Source organism: Altericista sp. CCNU0014 (genome assembly GCF_044923475.1).
In the GTDB taxonomy this organism is placed as follows: domain Bacteria; phylum Cyanobacteriota; class Cyanobacteriia; order Thermosynechococcales; family Thermosynechococcaceae; genus JAAURS01.
Genome location: NZ_CP137338.1, coordinates 4,068,050 through 4,086,276 on the forward strand (window position 1 = coordinate 4,068,050; position 18,227 = coordinate 4,086,276).

The 18,227-nt window shown below is 52.5% G+C and carries 16 protein-coding genes and 1 riboswitch; of the genes, 7 read left to right on the plus strand and 9 right to left on the minus strand.

The window, feature by feature from the left end; translation table 11 throughout:
• Positions 1–25 precede the first annotated feature (25 nt).
• From R6H26_RS19445 to R6H26_RS19480, 8 genes are all read right to left on the minus strand, one after another.
• Complete coding sequence (locus tag R6H26_RS19445) at positions 26–433, minus strand: type II toxin-antitoxin system VapC family toxin (RefSeq protein ID WP_404784770.1); 408 nt, start codon at positions 431–433, stop codon at positions 26–28.
• Positions 430–720, minus strand: coding sequence for a hypothetical protein (locus tag R6H26_RS19450; protein WP_404784772.1), 291 nt, complete (start codon positions 718–720; stop codon positions 430–432). The genes R6H26_RS19445 and R6H26_RS19450 overlap by 4 nt, the downstream gene beginning before the upstream one ends.
• Positions 721–749: 29 nt before the next feature.
• Positions 750–1,205, minus strand: a complete 456-nt coding sequence (locus tag R6H26_RS19455) for an N-6 DNA methylase (RefSeq protein WP_404784774.1) — start codon at positions 1,203–1,205, stop codon at positions 750–752.
• A 73-nt stretch (positions 1,206–1,278) separates the two neighbouring features.
• A complete protein-coding gene (locus R6H26_RS19460) occupies positions 1,279–2,313 on the minus strand; it encodes an N-6 DNA methylase (RefSeq protein ID WP_404784776.1) in 1,035 nt (344 codons plus the stop codon).
• A gap of 272 nt (positions 2,314–2,585) precedes the next feature.
• On the minus strand, positions 2,586–5,966 hold the full coding sequence (gene hsdR / locus R6H26_RS19465; RefSeq protein ID WP_404784777.1) for a type I restriction-modification system endonuclease: 3,381 nt from the start codon (positions 5,964–5,966) through the stop codon (positions 2,586–2,588).
• Positions 5,967–6,175: 209 nt separating this feature from the next.
• Positions 6,176–9,967, minus strand: coding sequence for a magnesium chelatase subunit H (bchH, locus tag R6H26_RS19470; protein WP_404784779.1), 3,792 nt, complete (start codon positions 9,965–9,967; stop codon positions 6,176–6,178).
• A 73-nt stretch (positions 9,968–10,040) separates the two neighbouring features.
• Positions 10,041–10,604, minus strand: coding sequence for a Uma2 family endonuclease (locus tag R6H26_RS19475; RefSeq protein WP_404784781.1), 564 nt, complete (start codon positions 10,602–10,604; stop codon positions 10,041–10,043).
• A 102-nt stretch (positions 10,605–10,706) separates the two neighbouring features.
• The gene (locus tag R6H26_RS19480; protein ID WP_404784782.1) at positions 10,707–10,835 is read right to left on the minus strand and encodes a hypothetical protein; all 129 of its coding nucleotides are present in this window, start codon (positions 10,833–10,835) and stop codon (positions 10,707–10,709) included.
• A 316-nt stretch (positions 10,836–11,151) separates the two neighbouring features.
• On the opposite strand from R6H26_RS19480, the gene R6H26_RS19485 reads away from it, so the two are divergent.
• The 5 genes from R6H26_RS19485 (at position 11,152) to msrB (ending at position 14,943) form a co-directional block, all read left to right on the plus strand.
• Positions 11,152–11,355, plus strand: coding sequence for a hypothetical protein (locus R6H26_RS19485; protein WP_404784783.1), 204 nt, complete (start codon positions 11,152–11,154; stop codon positions 11,353–11,355).
• A gap of 9 nt (positions 11,356–11,364) precedes the next feature.
• Positions 11,365–12,000, plus strand: coding sequence for a YqiA/YcfP family alpha/beta fold hydrolase (locus R6H26_RS19490; RefSeq protein WP_404784785.1), 636 nt, complete (start codon positions 11,365–11,367; stop codon positions 11,998–12,000).
• Positions 12,001–12,375: 375 nt separating this feature from the next.
• Positions 12,376–13,188: a DUF1517 domain-containing protein gene (locus tag R6H26_RS19495; RefSeq protein WP_404784786.1), complete on the plus strand. Its 813-nt coding sequence runs from the start codon at positions 12,376–12,378 to the stop codon at positions 13,186–13,188.
• Between the two features lie 100 nt (positions 13,189–13,288).
• Positions 13,289–14,230, plus strand: a complete 942-nt coding sequence (locus tag R6H26_RS19500; protein WP_404784788.1) for a histone deacetylase — start codon at positions 13,289–13,291, stop codon at positions 14,228–14,230.
• A gap of 296 nt (positions 14,231–14,526) precedes the next feature.
• The gene (gene msrB, locus R6H26_RS19505; protein ID WP_404784790.1) at positions 14,527–14,943 is read left to right on the plus strand and encodes a peptide-methionine (R)-S-oxide reductase MsrB; all 417 of its coding nucleotides are present in this window, start codon (positions 14,527–14,529) and stop codon (positions 14,941–14,943) included.
• Between the two features lie 177 nt (positions 14,944–15,120).
• On the opposite strand, the gene R6H26_RS19510 is transcribed toward msrB, so the two are convergent.
• The gene (locus R6H26_RS19510; RefSeq protein WP_404784791.1) at positions 15,121–15,657 is read right to left on the minus strand and encodes a hypothetical protein; all 537 of its coding nucleotides are present in this window, start codon (positions 15,655–15,657) and stop codon (positions 15,121–15,123) included.
• A gap of 99 nt (positions 15,658–15,756) precedes the next feature.
• A riboswitch (TPP riboswitch) is annotated at positions 15,757–15,853 on the plus strand.
• Between the two features lie 8 nt (positions 15,854–15,861).
• Between R6H26_RS19510 and thiC the strand changes: the two genes are divergently transcribed.
• Both thiC and R6H26_RS19520 read left to right on the plus strand, forming a co-directional pair.
• Positions 15,862–17,253: a phosphomethylpyrimidine synthase gene (gene thiC, locus R6H26_RS19515; RefSeq protein ID WP_404784793.1), complete on the plus strand. Its 1,392-nt coding sequence runs from the start codon at positions 15,862–15,864 to the stop codon at positions 17,251–17,253.
• Between the two features lie 182 nt (positions 17,254–17,435).
• A complete protein-coding gene (locus R6H26_RS19520; protein WP_404784794.1) occupies positions 17,436–18,158 on the plus strand; it encodes a pyridoxine 5'-phosphate synthase in 723 nt (240 codons plus the stop codon).
• The last annotated feature ends 69 nt before the right edge of the window (positions 18,159–18,227 follow it).

Sequence of the window (18,227 nt, forward strand, 5' to 3'; positions counted from 1 at the left end):
ATCCATTCACTACATATACTAAACATCAATCATCCTGAATTGAGGTTACTTTAATATCAGATACTCGGTGCATTGGCTTGGTTCGTCGTTCAGTCGTCACCAATTCTTCAGCGCCCATAAGCAATGCTGCCGCAACATGCAGCGCATCTACCGCCGATAAACCATACTGGCTAGCAATTTGATACCCATCCTGAACCAGTTTTTCAAGGTCATTCGCCCAATACTGAACCGAATCAAAAAAGCTTTGATAAAACTCAACTTCATCATTCTTTTTGTAGCAAATAGCCTTTGGCAACACCTCCAAACGCACAAAAATGCTAGAAGCAAATTCCCTTGATTCATCTTCAAGAATAGTCAAAGCTCTTTCTGAATATAAGTCCGTACCTCGTGCAGCAGACACCAAAATTCCTGAATCGACAAACGTTCGAGTCACGTCTCAACTTCCTTGAATCGATTGCGTTGTTCGTCAATTTCCCTGTCAATATCTTCAGCCGTCAAAAGCGGCTCTCCAGACGCAACTATTTTTGCCCGCAGTTCTCGTAATCTCTTGCCCAAAGGAGTTTTGGGAACAGAAGACACTGACTCTACTTGAGAAGGGTTACTCGCTACGCTTGGTGTCAAAATAATCTGGTCACGATCTCGCCGAATTTCAACTGCTTGGATCCCAGTCAAAAATTCTTTAGGGATAATTAATCCTTGCTCAGTCACATTTACTTTCATACCTTTTCTCCTATGTTCTCGATTCTTGCTTATAAAATGATTTCCTCGCCCAATTCTGCCAAAATGCCCTGGAGTTCTGCGATCGCCGCCTCCAGTTCAATCACCGCCTCCTGAGCTAATGCTGTAGGTTCCGGCAACTCCTCAGATCCATTCTCGCTCTCATCCCGGAGCCAAGCAATGTCTAGGTTCTCATTGCGATCGGCAATCCAATCGCGCTTAAAACACCGGAATCGGCCTTGATCCCCCGTATCTTGGCGCTTGGCCAGACTGGCAGAGCGTCCCAGCGAATCGTCCCCAAACGCAGCCTCAAACTCTGCAAAATGTTGACGGGTCAATTGCGTGCGCTTGCCAAACTGCGGCATATTCGCCCGCAGGTCATACACCCAAACCTCTTTTGTATTGCCCCTTTCCGTCTCGCCACGGGTAAAAAACAACACATTAGTTTTAACGCCCTGAGCATAGAAAATCCCCGTCGGCAGCCGCAAAATCGTATGCAGATTGCACTTATAGCACTACGGATTTTGCTTAGGACGCACTGCTTAATCAAATCCTTACTGCTCAAAGCGGGCTATTTACAAACGTCTTAACATGCTCTCGTAGGGCTATATCCATCAAATCAGCGCGGATCTGTTTGCCCACATTGCCCTCAAACAGCACATTGTCCGGCAATACCACCGCAGCCCGTCCCCCAGGCTTCAAACCTCGATAAATATGTTGCAAAAAACAAAACTGCTTATTGCTCGTTGGAAACGTAAAATCTGTGCGAGTGGGCAACCCGCCGCCCTTTTTTGTCCCAAAGGGCGGATTTGTCAACATCAGCGTCGCACCAATCTCGCTCAGCGCTTCGCCATCAGAACCCAAGGTATCGCCATAGCGGATACCGGAAGCCTTCGGGTCAGAATCCAACCCATGTAGCATCAAATTCATCAACGCCAAACGGTGCGTATCTTGCACATGCTCCATCCCGTAGAACATACCGCGACGATACTTCCGTTGTTGAGCTTCCGTCCAGCTATCCGAGTCGCTGTGTTCGCGAATATAGCGATTCGCCGCAATCAAAAAGCCACCCGTCCCCGCCGCCGGATCTTGAATGATATCTTCTAGCGTCGGGCGCATCACCGCCACCATGCTATCGATTAAGGGACGCGGCGTGAAATACTGCCCCGCACCAGATTTCTTTTCATTAGCATTCTTCTCCAACAACCCTTCATACAGATCGCCCATACCTTCTTGACGGGCGCTGTACCAATCCAGCTTGTCAATTTCCGACACCAACGTCGAGAGCGTAGCGGGTTTGCGAATAAAAGAACTGGCATTGGCAAAAATTTCCTTAACCAACCTAGAGCCAGCACTGCCCAAGTGAATCAGCAGAATTTTGTAAAACTCCATCCGATCCGGTGCCGCTTTAATTTCTAAATCATTCCAGCGGTAGCCTTCGGGAATCTGATCCTCTGTCCCCGTCTCCTTTGCCATCTTCAAAAACAGCAGGTACGTGAGTTCGGTCACATACTGGTGATAGGTCACCCCGTCATCCTTGAGGATGTTGCAGAGGTTCCAGAGCTTAGCAACAATGTCGTGAGTGGTGGTACTCATGCAAACAGTAGGTATTGAGGACTTAAACTTCGGTCATGAGCCATACCTCGGAGATCCCCCTAAATCCCCCTTAAAAAGGGGGACTTTGAGTCTATTTCCCCCCTTTTTAAGGGGGGCTAGGGGGGATCTCCGAGACTTTGCGACATATAAAATCTATTTCAAACAGACTCTTAGAGAAATGCATCCAAACCCTCTGTCGGTTAATTGATCGAGCACAGCACACCTCCAGAACGAGTAAGGCATCTCACTCTATCGTTATCGCTGACCCTATTTCAAGCCGCAGGCGTTTGCCATAGCGAATCGTTAAAGGTTTCCAGTACCTGCTGGAGCTGACCGTCAAACATCCGATCCAGCCGCGTAAAACCGCCCCCCTCGCGCCGAAACACCAAATCAGGGTCATCCAACGCCTCCCGATCCACCACCAAATTCGCCTTTGTTTGAGCTGCAATTTTTTGCAACCACTGCCGCTGGGGTGTCGTCCAGGTTCTAGACGAGAGCATTCTTTGCAAAGCGCGATCGACCCTCTGTTCATAAGGCTCCAGTGCATCTCCGATCGCCGCCTGCCGAATATAGCCCACAATCCGCGCCGCGATATCCTGATTCGTCATCTCCCGCCAAGCCGTAGCCAAGTTGGTTTCCGTAAACCCCCGCTTATCCAACTCCAAAGCCAGTTCGCGCAATTGTTTTCGGGTCAAGTCTCTGGGACGGGTCAACACCGTCATCAACGCAGGCAGGGTATTGCTGTTACTGCGGATAAACTCAGTAAACTCCTGAAGGTAATCTTCCGGCTTTTTAGCCGTCCCATACCCCCGCTCGATACTGTGTAACGCATCCTCGTGGTCAGAAATAAAGATCATCGGAGCAGTCCCCTCGCCCTTACGATCTAAAATCTCGCCAAGGTTAGGATTCTGGGTAAACCAGGCGGCAATATTCGCCAAAGGCATCTGACGCAATTCCCGGATAAAGGCATCAGGCGGCATCCCTGCTACGGTTTCAAAGTCGTTCAGAGCCGTTTCGCTCAAGTACCGCTTCTTTCGCTGGAGCTTCGCAATGAACTGATCCCGCACCAGCGATCGCGCTTGGTCTCCAATCGCATCCGTCATCTCCCGTGCCAGTTGAGTAAACGAGATCTTAGGATCCACCACTACAGGCTGCATGGCAGTTACAGACTGAAGCGCCTCGTAGAGCTGCACGGCATCGAAAATACGAAATGCCTCCTTGCCGATGGATTCGCATAATCGAGTTGCGCGACCTAACATCTGGTCGTACAAAATACGGCTGTTGATGCGTCTCAAAAACACCAGATTGCAGATTTCCGGTACGTCAATCCCCGTCGTCAACAGATCTACCGTCACCGCAACATTGGGATTCCGTTCATTTTTGTAGCGCCGAATCAGTTGTAAAGGCTTGTCGGTATTACCCGTAATCTTAATCACGGCATCGTCGTCAACGCTTCCATACAGCGATTGGAACGCTTGCTTCATCAATGCGACGACTAAATCGGCATGGGCATCGTTGACACAAAAAATCAGCGTTTTCTGACGCGAACTCGGATCCAATTCCTGTGCCAAATGCTCGCAGACCACGCGATTAAAGGATTCCGTAATCACCTTGCGGTTAAAGGCTTCAACCTCAATCTGAATCTCGTCTGGCGTTGTAAACAAATCAAGCTGATTTTTCTGAACGTTGTAGACCTTCACCGCTTCACCAACCCGCCAATTGATGCCGCTGGTGGAGAGTTCAGTATGAATCCTGACGGGCGGCTCATGATCTACCAAATAGCCGTCAATCACTGCTTCCCGATAGCTATAGGTATAGACAGGAGCGCCGAAGACTTGCGACGTATGCAGTGCAGGAGTTGCAGTCAGGCCAATCTTAACGGCATCGAAGTAATCCAACACCCGTCGGTACTTGGAAATGTAATCATCAAAGCTACGGAAGGTCAGTTCTGCATCGCCCAGCTCGCGATCCAACAAATATCCGCGATGGCATTCATCGACAATAATGCAATCGTACCGATCGATGGGCGGCGGTGCTGTGTCCTCCCCAGCATAGAGAATGCGCTGAACCATGCCCTGCACCGTAGCGATATGAACGGCAGTTTCAGTATCTGGGGTTTGCTCCTCCAGTTCTTTGATTCCAAAAATATCGGCGAAGGTCTGTAAATTCTCCATCCGCGTATCTTTGAACGCATTTGCCGCCTGCTCGCCCAGCGCTGAGCGATCGACCAGAAAGAGTACCCGTCGAAATCGCTGCGCCTTCAACAATCGGTAAATCAGGGCAATGCAGGTTTTGGTCTTGCCCGTCCCCGTCGCCATCGCCACCAAAAGCTCGCGCCGATTTTCTGCAATTCCGGCCTCAATGGCACGAATGGCCGCCTGCTGGTAAGGTCGCAGTTGCAGGATATAGTCAAACCCCTGAGACGAGAGCGACTGGTGTGCCACCACCACATCTCGCTTCAGCAAAGAAACCAAACCCTCTGGGGTATACCAACCATCCAGGGCATAGGATAGATTTTCAGAACGGCGGACATCGCAGAACCAAATACCGCTATGGGTTTCGAGCTGCCGCAGATAAGGTCTGCCATTGGCAGAAAACGTAAACGGGATTTTATAATCGCCCCAAGTACCGCCAGGACTCTGATGTTCAGCCTCTAAGCGAAAATCTCGGCTGTAACGTTTTGCCTGCTGAAGCGCCCCGGATACGTTTGCATTTTGTCGCTTGGCTTCAACCGTCGCCACAGGCATCAACCCCACAAACAACACATAATCCGCAGGCCCGCTGCTCGTCGGCCACTCGGCGATCGCCTGATTTTTTCCCTTTTCCGGTCGAATCCCTTTTCTGTAGTTCAAAGTTACAGAATCGGCCTCCCACCCCGCTTGCTCTAACTGTTCGTCAATCAGTTCTCTCGTACTCGCCTCATCAAGCTGAACAGATTCCGCAGCTTGGTTTGCCGCCTGGATGTAGTTTTTTAATGATTTTCCGGGTTGGGATGCTGCAACAGTTTGCTGCTCCGCAAGACGCCGTTCGAGCTGAGTCTTAGCCTGCTCCGCTTCAGCAGCCATCTGCTCCCAAAATAGCTGTTCTTCCTGAGTGGTCTTAAGGGTGGCCTCCGTCTTGGTAAGGCGCTGTACCGTATCCTCATGGGTCGATTGATAATCCGCTAGAGTCTGAGCCAGACGAGCAAGCTCCATACGCAACTCTACACTTTCGTCTTTCGGCGCGGTAGGCGGAATAAAGGGACTAGACTTAAACGCCGGATTCTTAAAAGTACGGTGAAACCAAAGTCCAATCTGCCAAGCAATTTTGAGATTACCAAGGGCTATTCGGTGGTCGCCCATCAGGGCATGGTTAGCCGCATTTCCAGAACGCCGAATTTCCCCAAACAATTGAGCCACTTCACGTGGGAGAATGCCTCGATCCTGCAAACGGCGCAGCAGATCGTACTGAGATTCTTCTGCCGAAACAAACAAACCCACCCGCGAAGCCACAAGCTGCGCCAGAAGTTCGGCAAGCTGACGCAGTTTTAGCAGGCATGTGTTTGGATCTTCAGCAAAGTACTTTTCCGCCAGCATGCCAAGACGCAGAAGCTGTTCATCATGCTCTTGCAGATGGGCAAAGTTTGTTAGGGGAAGAGCTGGTTGCGATGACATTGGCTCAAATAACATTCTGAGTTTATTATTCCCGGTTTATCCCATCCCAACCCGCAAAGCAGTCGCCAATGTAGAGGAAAGCAGAGCTGCGAAGCGCAAGCGCAACAAAGCCTCGCATCCTCGCTTCTCTGCAACAGCATCCTGACCAGAACTGCAACCAATTCGTCAGAAAAGCTGGCGATCCTGGGCTTGTATAATGCGATTGAGTTTTAGCGATGAACACCTTCTAGCTGCTCATCTGCCACATCGTACAACGATCGCAGCTCCCTCAACTTCTCTTCATCGGGCTGCCAGAACCCGCGCCCATTGGCTTCCAGTATTCGCCCCACAATATTGCGAAACGCTTCGGGGTTGGCTTTCCTTAATTTTTCGGCCATTTCAGCATCTAAGGCATAAGTGTCTGCAGCTTGGTCGTAAACCCAGTTTTCATGGAACTTAGTAGTCCCGCTCCAGCCAATCAGGGCGGTCATGCGCTGGGAAATTTCGTAGGCTCCGCCGGAGCCTTGGGCGGCCATTGCGTCGGCCCATTTGGGATTGAGGAGTTTGGTGCGGTACTCCATCCGCAAGAGTTCTTCGAGTTTGCGCGGGGTGATGTCCTTTGAGAAACTTTCGACAAAGCTGGCGGTGACGGTTTTGTTTTGCGTTTGCTCGGCAGCGTTTTTGAGCGCTCCGGTATTGGCGTAGTATTCCTGGATGTCAGTGAGACCGTACTCCACAGAATCGATCTGCTGCACGATGCGTCCGGTACTTTTGAGAAGGGTGTCTAGGATTTCGGGGCGGAGTGTGCCTTTTTCGTTGCGTCCGTAGCTGAAGGCGTTGCGGCTTTTCCATGTGCCTCCTAACTCATCCCCAGTTTCCCAGCTAGAATCCGTAACGCGATCGTTCACCAGGGAGCCGAACTCGCCCGATGGATTGGAGAACAGTCGGGCGGAGGGGTTTTCGACGCCTTGGGCTTGGAGGGCGATCGCATGTTTGCGCACAAAATTCAGCTCCTCTGGCTCATCGGCGGCGGCAGCCCGTTGGAACAGATCGTCCAGTAGCTCGATGATATTGACAAAACTATCGCGGAAAATGCCGGAGAGGTTGGCGAGGATATCGATGCGGGGACGACCCAGTTCGGCAAGGGGTTTTAGCTCGTACCGCACGATGCGTCCGGTACCTTCTTTAATGGGTTCGGCTCCCACTAGCTCTAGTAAAATGCCGAGGGATTCGCCCTTGGTTTTGATGGCATCGAGTCCCCAAATCATGACAGCCATTGTTTCCGGGTAGGTACCGTGTTCTTGGAGGTGTTGGGCGATGAGCTGTTGCGCGATCTGGCGACCGCGTTCGTAGGCGGCGGGGGAGGGCATTCGGTAAGGGTCGAGGGCATGGATGTTGCGTCCGGTGGGCAATACGCCGGGACCATCGCGCAGGAGGTCGCCGCCAGGAGCGGGAGGAATGTATTCGCCGTTGAGTCCGCGCAATAGATTCGCGAGTTCGTCGGTGGTTTGGGAGAGACGTTCTCGGATGGCGATCGCTTCTTCCAATCTCTCTGATAACTGTGGGTCGATCTGCAATTTCGAACCTGGACGATCCAGATGGAATTGCGCGTGGAATGCAGCCAATGCCCCGGCGCTATTTTGTCCGTGGGCGATCGCCTCAACTGCAACTCCAGGCACATCCCCGCCAAAATAGGCATCCAAATAACTCAAAAGCGCTTCGGGATTGGGGGCCTCACCCAAAACATGCAAACCCGATGAAAAGAGACGATTTTCCAGCACTAGCAAGTAGTCGTACAGTTCTACCAAGTAATCTTGAAATGCATGGGCGCTAAACATCCGCGCGTTTTCAGGCGTAAACTCGATACCCAACCGCCTCGCTTCAGCAAAGGGACAATCGGCATTCATTCCAGAATCGACAATTTTTTTGCAAATTCCTTCTCGCAGCACGTCGTTCTTCGCTGGATCTTCGCGGTATTCCGAAATCAAATCCTTGAGCGCAGCCAATTCCTTGTAAAGATCGGCTCGCCCGTAGGGCGGTACGTTATGGGAGACTAAAACGCCGTAACCGCGACGCTTTGCTAAAACAGATTCAGAAGGGTTGTTGGCAGCATAAATATAAAGGTTGGGTAGATTCCCCAACAACACGTCAGACCAGGAGTAGCCCGTATTTCCGAGGGGCGATCCGGGAAGCCATTCAACAGTTCCGTGCATCCCAAAATGGATGACCGCATCGGCTTGGAAGTCATTTTGCAACCACTTATAAAACGCCGCGTACTGCGGATGGGGCGTCATATCGCGCTCGAACATCAGGCGCATGGGGTCGCCCAAGATCCCGAGGGGCGGTTGCACGCCAATCCAAACATTGCCAAGCCGCACTCCGCCGAGGTAAAAGTCTTCGTCAATGGTTTTGATACCCGTTCCAGTCAGGGTTTTCCATTGTTTTTCAATGCGATGGGTTAACAAGTACCCCAACCATTTCTCTAGCTTTCGGACATTGACCGTAGCAATATCTCGGCGGCGCTCAAAGTCTTCTACAGAACCGGGATGTTCGGTGTAAGCGTTATCGGCTTGCCGAACTTGCTCGATGAGATCTTCGCCATCTTCGGGTAAGTCGCCGACGGTATAACCCTGGGCTTTCAGCGCTTGGAGGAGTTTGAGGAGCGATCGCGGGACGTTCAAGAGCGCTGCCGTGCCCGTAGCCCCGTAGCCCGGCGGAAAGCCATAGAGCACAATCGCAATCTTGCGCTCGGAGAGAGGTTTTTGGCGGAGATCGATCCACTGCTTGAGGCGATTCGTCAGACGCTGAACCCGTTCGGGAATCAGATAAATATCGTTCCCGACTAGACCGCCCAAGGGAATGGTATCGATCGCGCCATCCAGTTCTGGCAAGGCGTACAGCACCACGCTCTGCAATCCGCCGATGCCCTGCCGCGTCCAGCTGTGGATGTCTTGAATCAGCAATGGAGCGGCGACAATGTAGGGAACGTTCTTGGCCTGAAGAATGCGAGTGGCAACTTCCACCTGCCGCCCCGCTTCCATCGAGCCAGCAGGGCCGCCCACCAACGGAAAGCCAATGGTCGAGACGATCGCATCCACGGATACCGCTTCTTCGGAGAGGGAAAGCGTCGTCTTAATGCCTTGGTTTCGCTGCGATCGCTCGAACGCCGTGGTCATCAAGTCCCGCACGGCCACGTGTCCTTCCACCCCATTGATAAAAATCGGCACGGGCAGAAGACGAGCGGCTTCCATCTGTCGGATGAGCTGCGGGATATAGCGCTGCTTGGTAATCACGTGCTTGCGGTACAGTAAAATTCCAACCGAGGCCCAAGTGCGAGACTCGGGTTTAGTTTGGCGATACCAGGCGAGATAAGCCTTAGGCGATTCGAAATAGCCTTGATAGTCGGGATGCAGCAACCCAATATTTGGCGTTTCGAGCAGGGGTGGAATATCCCCCACGGGCAAGTTCAGATACTTTTCCGCTAGAGTCCAGAACATCGCTGCTACATTTTCGGGACCGCCTGCATTCCAGTAACCGTAGATAATCAGCCAGTTACGCAAATCTTGAACTTTGCCAACGGGAATATACTTCAGCAACTTTGGCCCGACCTTGAGAAAGCTGATATAGCCTGCCAGCTTATCTTCTTCCCTGCCGTTGCCAAATTTATCGAGGATGAACTTGACGGGTTTTGGCATTCCTTTGGGTTTATCGCCGATCGCGAATTGGCCCAGTTGGGTCAGGCTCATCAGCTCCAGCGCCGATTCAAATACGAGACGGATGGGGATGTGCTGGGTGCGATCGCGCAGCCACAGGACTTGGTCGTAGTCGAACACCAAGCTGGCGAAAAACACATCGGCATTCTTCAGGGCGGCTTCGATGGCATCGGGGGTTGCGACAATATCGCGATCGCTGAAGATCCGAACGTCGAGATCGGGACAGCGGGCCGTAGCCAGTTCCGAAGCTTGACGGTACAGCTCGATATTGAACGACTCAAATCCTGCGATGAGAACAATCCGCGCCATACCCGTCGCCTGCAATATTTGTTTACATGCCGATCTTACTCAGATTCTAAGTAATGGAGGGGATGTCGTGCCTTCAGCGTTCTAATCCGGCCTGTTGAAACACCTGTTGAGCTGTAAGTTCTAAGCCAGGGAAAAGCGGATCTGTGAGGAGGCGATCGCCGCGATAGGTCACGGGTGCAGTGTCTGGGGCAAAAACCGTGATGCTTTTGGCCTTAGGGTCTACCACCCAAACTCTCAGAACTCCTGCATTTAGGTAATCCGTGGCTTTTTCAGCCATTGCTCCAAAGGTTTGGTCTGGCGAAATAATTTCAATGGCAAGTTCTGGCGGGACTGGACAAGGACCATCCTCAAATTCATCTAGGGTCAATCGCTCTTTGGAAATATAGAGTAAATCGGGCACAGGTACCCAATCTTTTCCATTACGGGTTAAAACAATGGCCCATTCGATGCCAACCTCCCCTTTGTCTTGTCCCCATAGGGTTAACAGAGTGAAGAGCGACCCTGTAGACCTTGAATGAAATCGTTGAGGTAGCACTTTAGGAACGGCTTCTCCATCAATCAGTTCGTTGTATGGCTCGCCTTCGGGGAGAGCGAAGAATTCTTGAAGTGTGAGTTTACGAGTGACAGCCTGGGTCATGATAGTTACTCGTCTACGGAGCTAGTTTTAGTTTAGCGGGGGATAAGGAAAGGCGATCGCGTGCAAGAGAATGGCAGAGTTAGATGAAAAGAGCAGCCTGATTTATTGAAGTGCGGAAATGGGAAGGGCGATCGCCTTGCAGAGAAATAGGGCGATCGTACTCCAAAAATCGCACTGCCCAGATTCATGTCTTGCGCTGAGAATATCGCGTTCGTGAATCCGATGCGTCAATATCTAGAACCCCTAATCCTGGAAATCTCCTCCGACGGCGAAACCAGGACAGCAGCAATAAGGCCAATCCGCGCCATGCTTGACCTGAAAGTGTTATACCTTACTAAATCTTCATCAGGTTTCCAGATCGGAGCTGAATCGGATTTCAAGACTTGCGAAATTGTGCATACATACATATGATGCAACATTGAAGACTGTCGAACGTCATTGAGCGTTGGTGAAGCCCTGCAGGGGATCCCATTCGCTCGCCGAAGACGCGAAGCGTCGAGCTAAAGTCTGAATAATAGATTTACAACGATCGATTGAGGAAGAATTGATGCTACAGACGCTTTGGGCTGAGGTCAAGCAAGGAAAAATCGAACTATTAGAGCTTGCCGATCTGCCTGAAGGCACAAAGGTTTTAGTTACCTTATTGCCAGCGTCTGAAGCGGATCGGTGGGTTCAAAAAACGACTACCGTAACCGATTCCATTTGGGATGATATTGAGGATCGGATTCAGATTCCTACCCGCTCGGAGTAGCGCCCCTGCATGAACTATCTCTACCTGCACGGTTTCGCTTCAGGACCGCAGTCCGTTAAAGCCGTCGACCTGCGCGATCGCTTTGCCGCACGAGGCATCGATCTAAAGGTACCCGACCTCAACCAACCCGATTTTTTCAATCTCACGCTCACTCGCCAAATTCAGCAATGCGAAGCCATTCTTGCCGCAGACTCCGGCGCTTGGACGATCGTCGGCTCTAGCTTAGGCGGACTAACTGCGACTTGGTTAGCCCAGCGCAATCTCAAGGTGGAGCGATTAGTGTTGCTAGCCCCAGCCTTTGAATTTTTAGCCTACTGGCAGCAGCAGCTCGGTTCGACACAACTCGAACAATGGGAGACAGACGGCTCCCTCGATGTTTATCACCATGCAGCAGAGCGATCGCTGCCTCTCGGCTATTCCTTTTGGGCAGATGCCAGCCAATATTCAGATGCAGAACTCGACCGAGCTACGCCAACGCTCATTTTGCACGGAACTGCCGACGAGGTCATTCCCCTTGAAGCCAGCCGTCGCTATAGCGCCCAAAGGTCCTGGTGCACGCTCGTCGAATTGCCAAGCGACCACGGTTTAACCGATCGACTGCCAGAAATTTGGGAAGCGACGCAGCACTTTTGCGGTGTGGTTTAGCCATACGCTTCCCGCTCTTTAACCAGCCAGAAGCGAGTGCTTGCATCCGGCATATCCTCTGGTGCAGTAGCATTCAATACGGGAATCCGGCATTTGGCGGTTGCGCTACAGCTTCATCCCAACGCTAGACTAAAAGAAAACGTACAGTCCGAAGTCCCCAGGGGCAAACCTGAGGCACTCAAAACCATACAGTCAGCCCCACTGAGCATCATGAATAAGAAATCTTCTTCAATGTTAAAAACCTTTACTCGGATTTGCCTATCCCTTGCGCTTGCGATCGGCTTGGTCTTTTCGCAGTCTCACTCGGCTCTAGCGGCTAGATCTGGAGGTGGCTTTGGCGGGGGTAGTTTCCGCAGACCCTCAGCACCTACTCGCATGGCTCCATCGCGTCAGCCAATATCGGGACCTTCTGGGTATGGCTACGGAGGCGGCTATGGTGGTGGGTTCGGCTTCCCATTTTTGCTGCCCTTCATGTTTGGCGGCGGCGGTTCGCTCTTTACGATTTTGATATTTATCGCGCTCGCCAATTTCATCTTCTCCAGTTTTCGCAATGCCGCTAGTTCTGAAGGTGGCGTTCCCGTCAGCGAGCAAGATTTAACCAACCCTCCAGTTTCCGTCAATACGCTGCAAATCGGGTTGCTAGCGGAAGCCAGAGCCCTTCAGACCGATTTAGACAGAATTGCGCTCAATGCCGATACGAGCAACTCTGCTGGCTTGGCCGAGGCTCTGCAAGAATCGACCCTAGCGCTCCTGCGCCACCCCGAGTACTGGATCTACGCCAGTGCTGAAGGCCAGCAAACTCGGTTGATGTCTGCGGAAGCAGAATTCAACCGACGCACCCTTTCAGAGCGCAGTAAATTCCAAGAAGAAACGCTCTCCAACTACAGCGCCCAGTTGAAGCAAAAATCCACTACCGCTACATTGCCAGCCGAGGACAGTGCTAGCGCTCTGCTCAAACAAGGCCCCGGAGAATACATTCTGGTAACGCTGATCGTGGCATCCCAGGGCAAGCTAGAGTTACCTAAAATCCGATCGGCTCAAGACCTGCAAAGGGCACTAGGACAAATGGGTGGAGTGGGTGCCGAAGATCTCTTAGCAATGAGAGTTCTATGGACACCTCAAGCCGAAGGCGACGCGCTTACCAGCGACGACTTACTGGCAGCTTACCCTAACCTTCAGCGGATTTAAGCAGTACGCTTGCCCCCAGGGAAGCCTCTCAAAGGGCAGTAACTCAAACCTAAACCCCCTTTCACCAAAAATGGTGGGAGGGGGTTTGAGGCAAGAAATCATGACTGCGATCTCGATCGCCAATAAAATGCAAATTTTTTACAGCGATATATTTCTGGAACATCAAACAGGCTTTGGCCATCCCGAACGTCCCGAACGCGTCAGGGCGGTGGCAAAACACTTGCAGCAGTCCCCCTGGGCAAACCGCCTGGACTGGAAGACTCCCACTAGCCTCGCGTCTCGCGACCCGCTGCCCTGGATTCTAAAAACCCATAGCCCTGACTATATCGAACGGGTCAGAAGATTGGCGGTGCAGGGCGGGGGAGAACTCGGCCCGGATACCCCGATCTCTCCCCAAAGTTACGAGGTCGCTTGCTTAGCGGTCAATGCCTGGTTAGATGGCATCGATGCGGTTGTAGCCTTGCAGCAGCCTGCTTTTGTGCTGGCTCGTCCGCCCGGTCACCATGCCTTACCGAATCAAGCCATGGGATTTTGTATTTTTGGCAACGCGGCGATCGCCGCCCTTTACGCCCTCGCCCAACCCGGCATCGCGCGCGTGGCCATTTTGGATTGGGACGTCCACCACGGCAACGGCACCGAGGCGATCGCGGCAGGTCATCCAGACATTGCTTATTGTTCGCTGCACCAGTATCCGTTCTATCCCGGCACTGGTTCGGCGCAGAACAACGGCTCGCGGCTGCTCAATATCCCCATAGCAGCAGGTAGCACGATCTCCAGCTACGAAGCCGCGTTTCAAGACCGAGTCATGCCTTTTCTCAAGACCTTCGCGCCCGACCTGCTGATCGTGAGCGCCGGGTACGATGCAGCGCAGGCAGATCCATTAGCCGAAGTGAACCTCAATCCAGTCGATTTCGGGCCGTTGACCGCCTACTGCTTGGCTTTAACGCCTAAAATCCTGTTTGGGCTGGAGGGGGGCTATCACTTAAATAGTCTGGCGGCGGCAGTGGAAGCAACTTTGGCCGTTTGCCTGGGGGAGGCTTAGAAAAAATTTAGGCCTTTATCAGGGGAAACTCAGGGCGATCGCCCACAATCGAAATCAGTCCAGTTCCGTTCATCGAAAAGATTTTTCGCGCAACTTAGCGTCTATTCCTGCCCTTCCCTCCGATCTTTGTAATGATATATTAAGAGCCTTCTGTTCCCCTTGGCAGCGGAGTCGCCTTGGCACGCTGCAATCTTGTTTTCATCCAACCCATGAACAAACGTACATTTTTAACCGCAGGCATTACTTGGCTTGGTTCCACCTTTATTCTCAATCAATGGTTTAGGAGATCGTCCGCTATGGCAGCCTCACAAAAACAGTTTGAAGTCACCAAAACCACGGAAGAATGGCGTCAAAGCCTTCCCCCAGAAGCTTTTCGCGTTCTCCGGGAACACGGCACGGAGCGTGCCGGGACTAGCCCTCTCGATAAGCAATACGGCAAAGGCACCTATGTCTGCGCCGGGTGCGGTCAAGCGCTCTTTACTTCAGATACAAAGTTCAACAGCGGCACGGGCTGGCCCAGCTTTTTCGACCCCATCGAAAATGCGGTAGAAGCTTCCGTAGACCGTGCGTTTTTTATGGTCCGCACCGAAATTCACTGCAGCAAATGCGGCGGACATTTAGGCCACGTTTTTGACGATGGCCCCGCACCCACGGGCAAACGTTACTGTATGAATGGCGTATCTATGAAGTTCATCCCTGAAGGCGAAGCCTGAGCTCGAACCCTCGGGAACGCTCCGCTAACGGGGCTACAGGAACAAAGTCTGCCTTTGGACTAAATTCAATTTCTCTTGGTCCGCGCTAGCGAAGCCAGCCGTAAGGCTTAGGCGGACATCGTTCTTGTAGCCGCGATTTCAATCGCTAGGATATTCGTGCAAGAGGTCTATTAACCTCTAATCGATTTGCGTGTTTTTCAGCAACTGAAAGGCAGCTTGGATGACGCCAGCCGCCTTTTGGTCGAGACGCATCCAATCCACCTCGCCAAAGGCATCGAATAAGCTGGCGTCTGGCGGTGCTGTGTCTAGGTCAATCTCTACAAAATCCGCCCGTTCGATCTGCGGACTATAGCTTCCCAAGCAGATCTGATAACACAACTCCCAAAGATTCATCGTCCTAGTCTTCTCGCCCTTCTCCAGATGCAAAAGGTAGACCGGAATCGGTTGGGGTAAGTCTTCTAACTGGCGCTCGATGTCCGCCCGATCGGCCTTTGCAGCTTCCTCCAGTTTGTCGTAAAGCCAAAGCACCTCTGCTTTCGTTTCAGGCGCGATATTTTCAGACCAAACATAGGTCGTTTCATAGTGCCCCTTCCAGTCGGATTCCTCTAGCATCCGGCGCAGGTGGTCCATCACGCGAATAAAGGTCGGCTGCATCAGCGCTGCGGCGCTTTGACGCAGAGGTAATTCAGGAGAATTGGCAGCATCGAAGGACATAGTCAAACAAAAGCTTCCGAAACGCATACCTTGAGCGTTGCATCGATGGGGTCTTCCCGTCAGGCTGCTTAGGAAAAGTTTGTTCTTGGTGCTACGATCTGTTCTAGCTAGGGGTGCTTGAGCAGTCAAGCTGAGATTACACCCTTAGAACCTGAGTCCGGCTAATACCGGCGGAGGGAAGCTGTTTATTCTAAGGAACTAAATATGCGAAGCGAATGGATCGCGAAACGCCAAGGGCACACCAATGTGTCCCAGATGCATTATGCCCGTCAGGGCACGATTACCGAAGAAATGCATTACGTGGCCCGGCGGGAAAATTTACCCCCAGACCTGATCAAAGATGAGGTAGCGCGGGGGCGGATGATTATTCCGGCCAATATCAATCACACCAACTTAGAACCGATGGCGATCGGGATTGCGTCTAAGTGCAAGGTCAATGCCAACATCGGCGCGTCGCCCAACTCGTCGGACATGAAGGAAGAGGTGGCTAAACTGCACCTCGCGGTTAAATACGGCGCAGATACCGTTATGGACCTGTCCACCGGAGGTGGGAATCTAGATGAGATCCGCACCACCATTATCAATGCGTCGACGGTGCCCATTGGTACGGTGCCTATCTACCAGGCTCTCGAAAGCGTCCACGGCAATATTGAAAATCTGACCGCCGATGATTTCTTGCACATCATTGAAAAACACGCCCAGCAAGGCGTCGATTACCAAACCATCCATGCTGGGATCCTAATCGAGCACTTGCCCCTGGTACGCAACCGCATCACGGGGATTGTTTCGCGCGGCGGCGGTATTTTGGCCCGCTGGATGCTCCACCACCACAAGCAAAATCCGCTCTACACCCATTTCAACGAAATCATCGAAATTTTCAAAAAGTACGATGTGTCCTTTAGCTTGGGCGACTCGCTCCGCCCGGGCTGCACCCACGATGCCTCCGACGAAGCCCAGTTGGCTGAGCTGAAAACCTTGGGCCAGCTTACCCGCAAGGCCTGGGAACACGACATCCAAGTCATGGTCGAAGGCCCCGGTCACGTCCCGATGGATCAGATCGAGTTCAACGTGCGCAAGCAAATGGAAGAGTGTTCCGAAGCGCCGTTCTACGTGCTGGGACCGCTCGTCACCGATATTGCGCCGGGCTACGACCACATTACCTCTGCCATTGGGGCTGCGATGGCGGGCTGGTACGGTACGGCCATGCTCTGCTATGTCACCCCTAAGGAACACTTAGGCTTACCCAATGCGGAAGACGTGCGGAATGGGCTAATTGCCTATAAGATTGCGGCCCACGCGGCAGATATTGCCCGCCATCGTCCGGGGGCGCGCGATCGCGATGACGAACTCTCCCATGCCCGCTATAACTTCGACTGGAACCGCCAGTTCGAGTTATCCCTCGACCCAGAACGGGCCAAGGAATACCACGACGAAACCTTGCCTGCCGATATCTACAAGACCGCCGAGTTTTGCTCCATGTGCGGACCTAAATTCTGCCCCATGCAAACCAAGGTGGATGCAGATGCCCTAACGGAACTGGAGAAATTCCTAGCGAAAGATCTCGATAAAGTTGCGGCGGCGGTTCCATCGCTCTAAAGCACTTTATGTCAGCATGAAAAAAGAGTAGCTCTTGACGGGCTGCTCTTTTTAGATGGGTTCTCGAGGTCAAATGGGCTGAGACCCTTAACCCTGACAATTGTTTGCTAGATTAACGATCTAGAGTGCCTTTTGCACCCTTTCCCAACTGGACACCCTACGTTACACGAGAGGATCGAGTTTTGCCTACTCTTGGAGTCAACATCGACCACATTGCTACTCTGCGTCAGGCGCGCCGTACCGTCGAACCCGATCCGGTGGCAGCAGCGGCGATCGCCGAACTGGCTGGCGCGGACGGGATCACCTGTCACCTGCGGGAAGATCGCCGCCACATTCAAGACCGAGACGTTCGGCTTTTGCGTCAGACCGTGCGCACCCGCCTGAACTTAGAAATGGCTGCCACGACGGAAATGGTGGACATTGCCCTCGCGCTGAAGCCCGACTACGTCACCCTCGTGCCAGAACGCCGCGAAGAAGTCACCACCGAAGGCGGACTAGACGTAGCCGCACAGCTAGAAGTTTATACCTCTGTCGTCAAACAGCTTCAGGCTGCTAGCATTCCAGTCAGCCTATTTATCGATGCCGATCCGATGCAACTAGACGCTGCCGCTAGCACTTCGGCTCAGTTTATCGAGCTGCATACGGGCACCTATGCCGAAGCCAAAACCGAAGCGACCCAGCGCAAAGAACTAGAAGTATTGGCCGCAGGCTGTCGTCATGCCCTCGATCGCGGCCTGCGCGTCAATGCAGGTCACGGCCTGACCTACTGGAATGTCCGTCCGGTGGCCGTTTTAGAAGGCATGGAAGAGCTAAATATCGGCCACACGATCGTCAGCCGTGCCGCCCTCGTCGGGCTAGAGCGGGCAGTGCGAGAGATGAAGCAGGCTATCCTAGGGCAAATTTGAGGTTGGCGATTAAAAATCCCTTTGCTTCGCGGGTATCGGACAGCCCCGCGAGTCCTTATAATGTAGGGC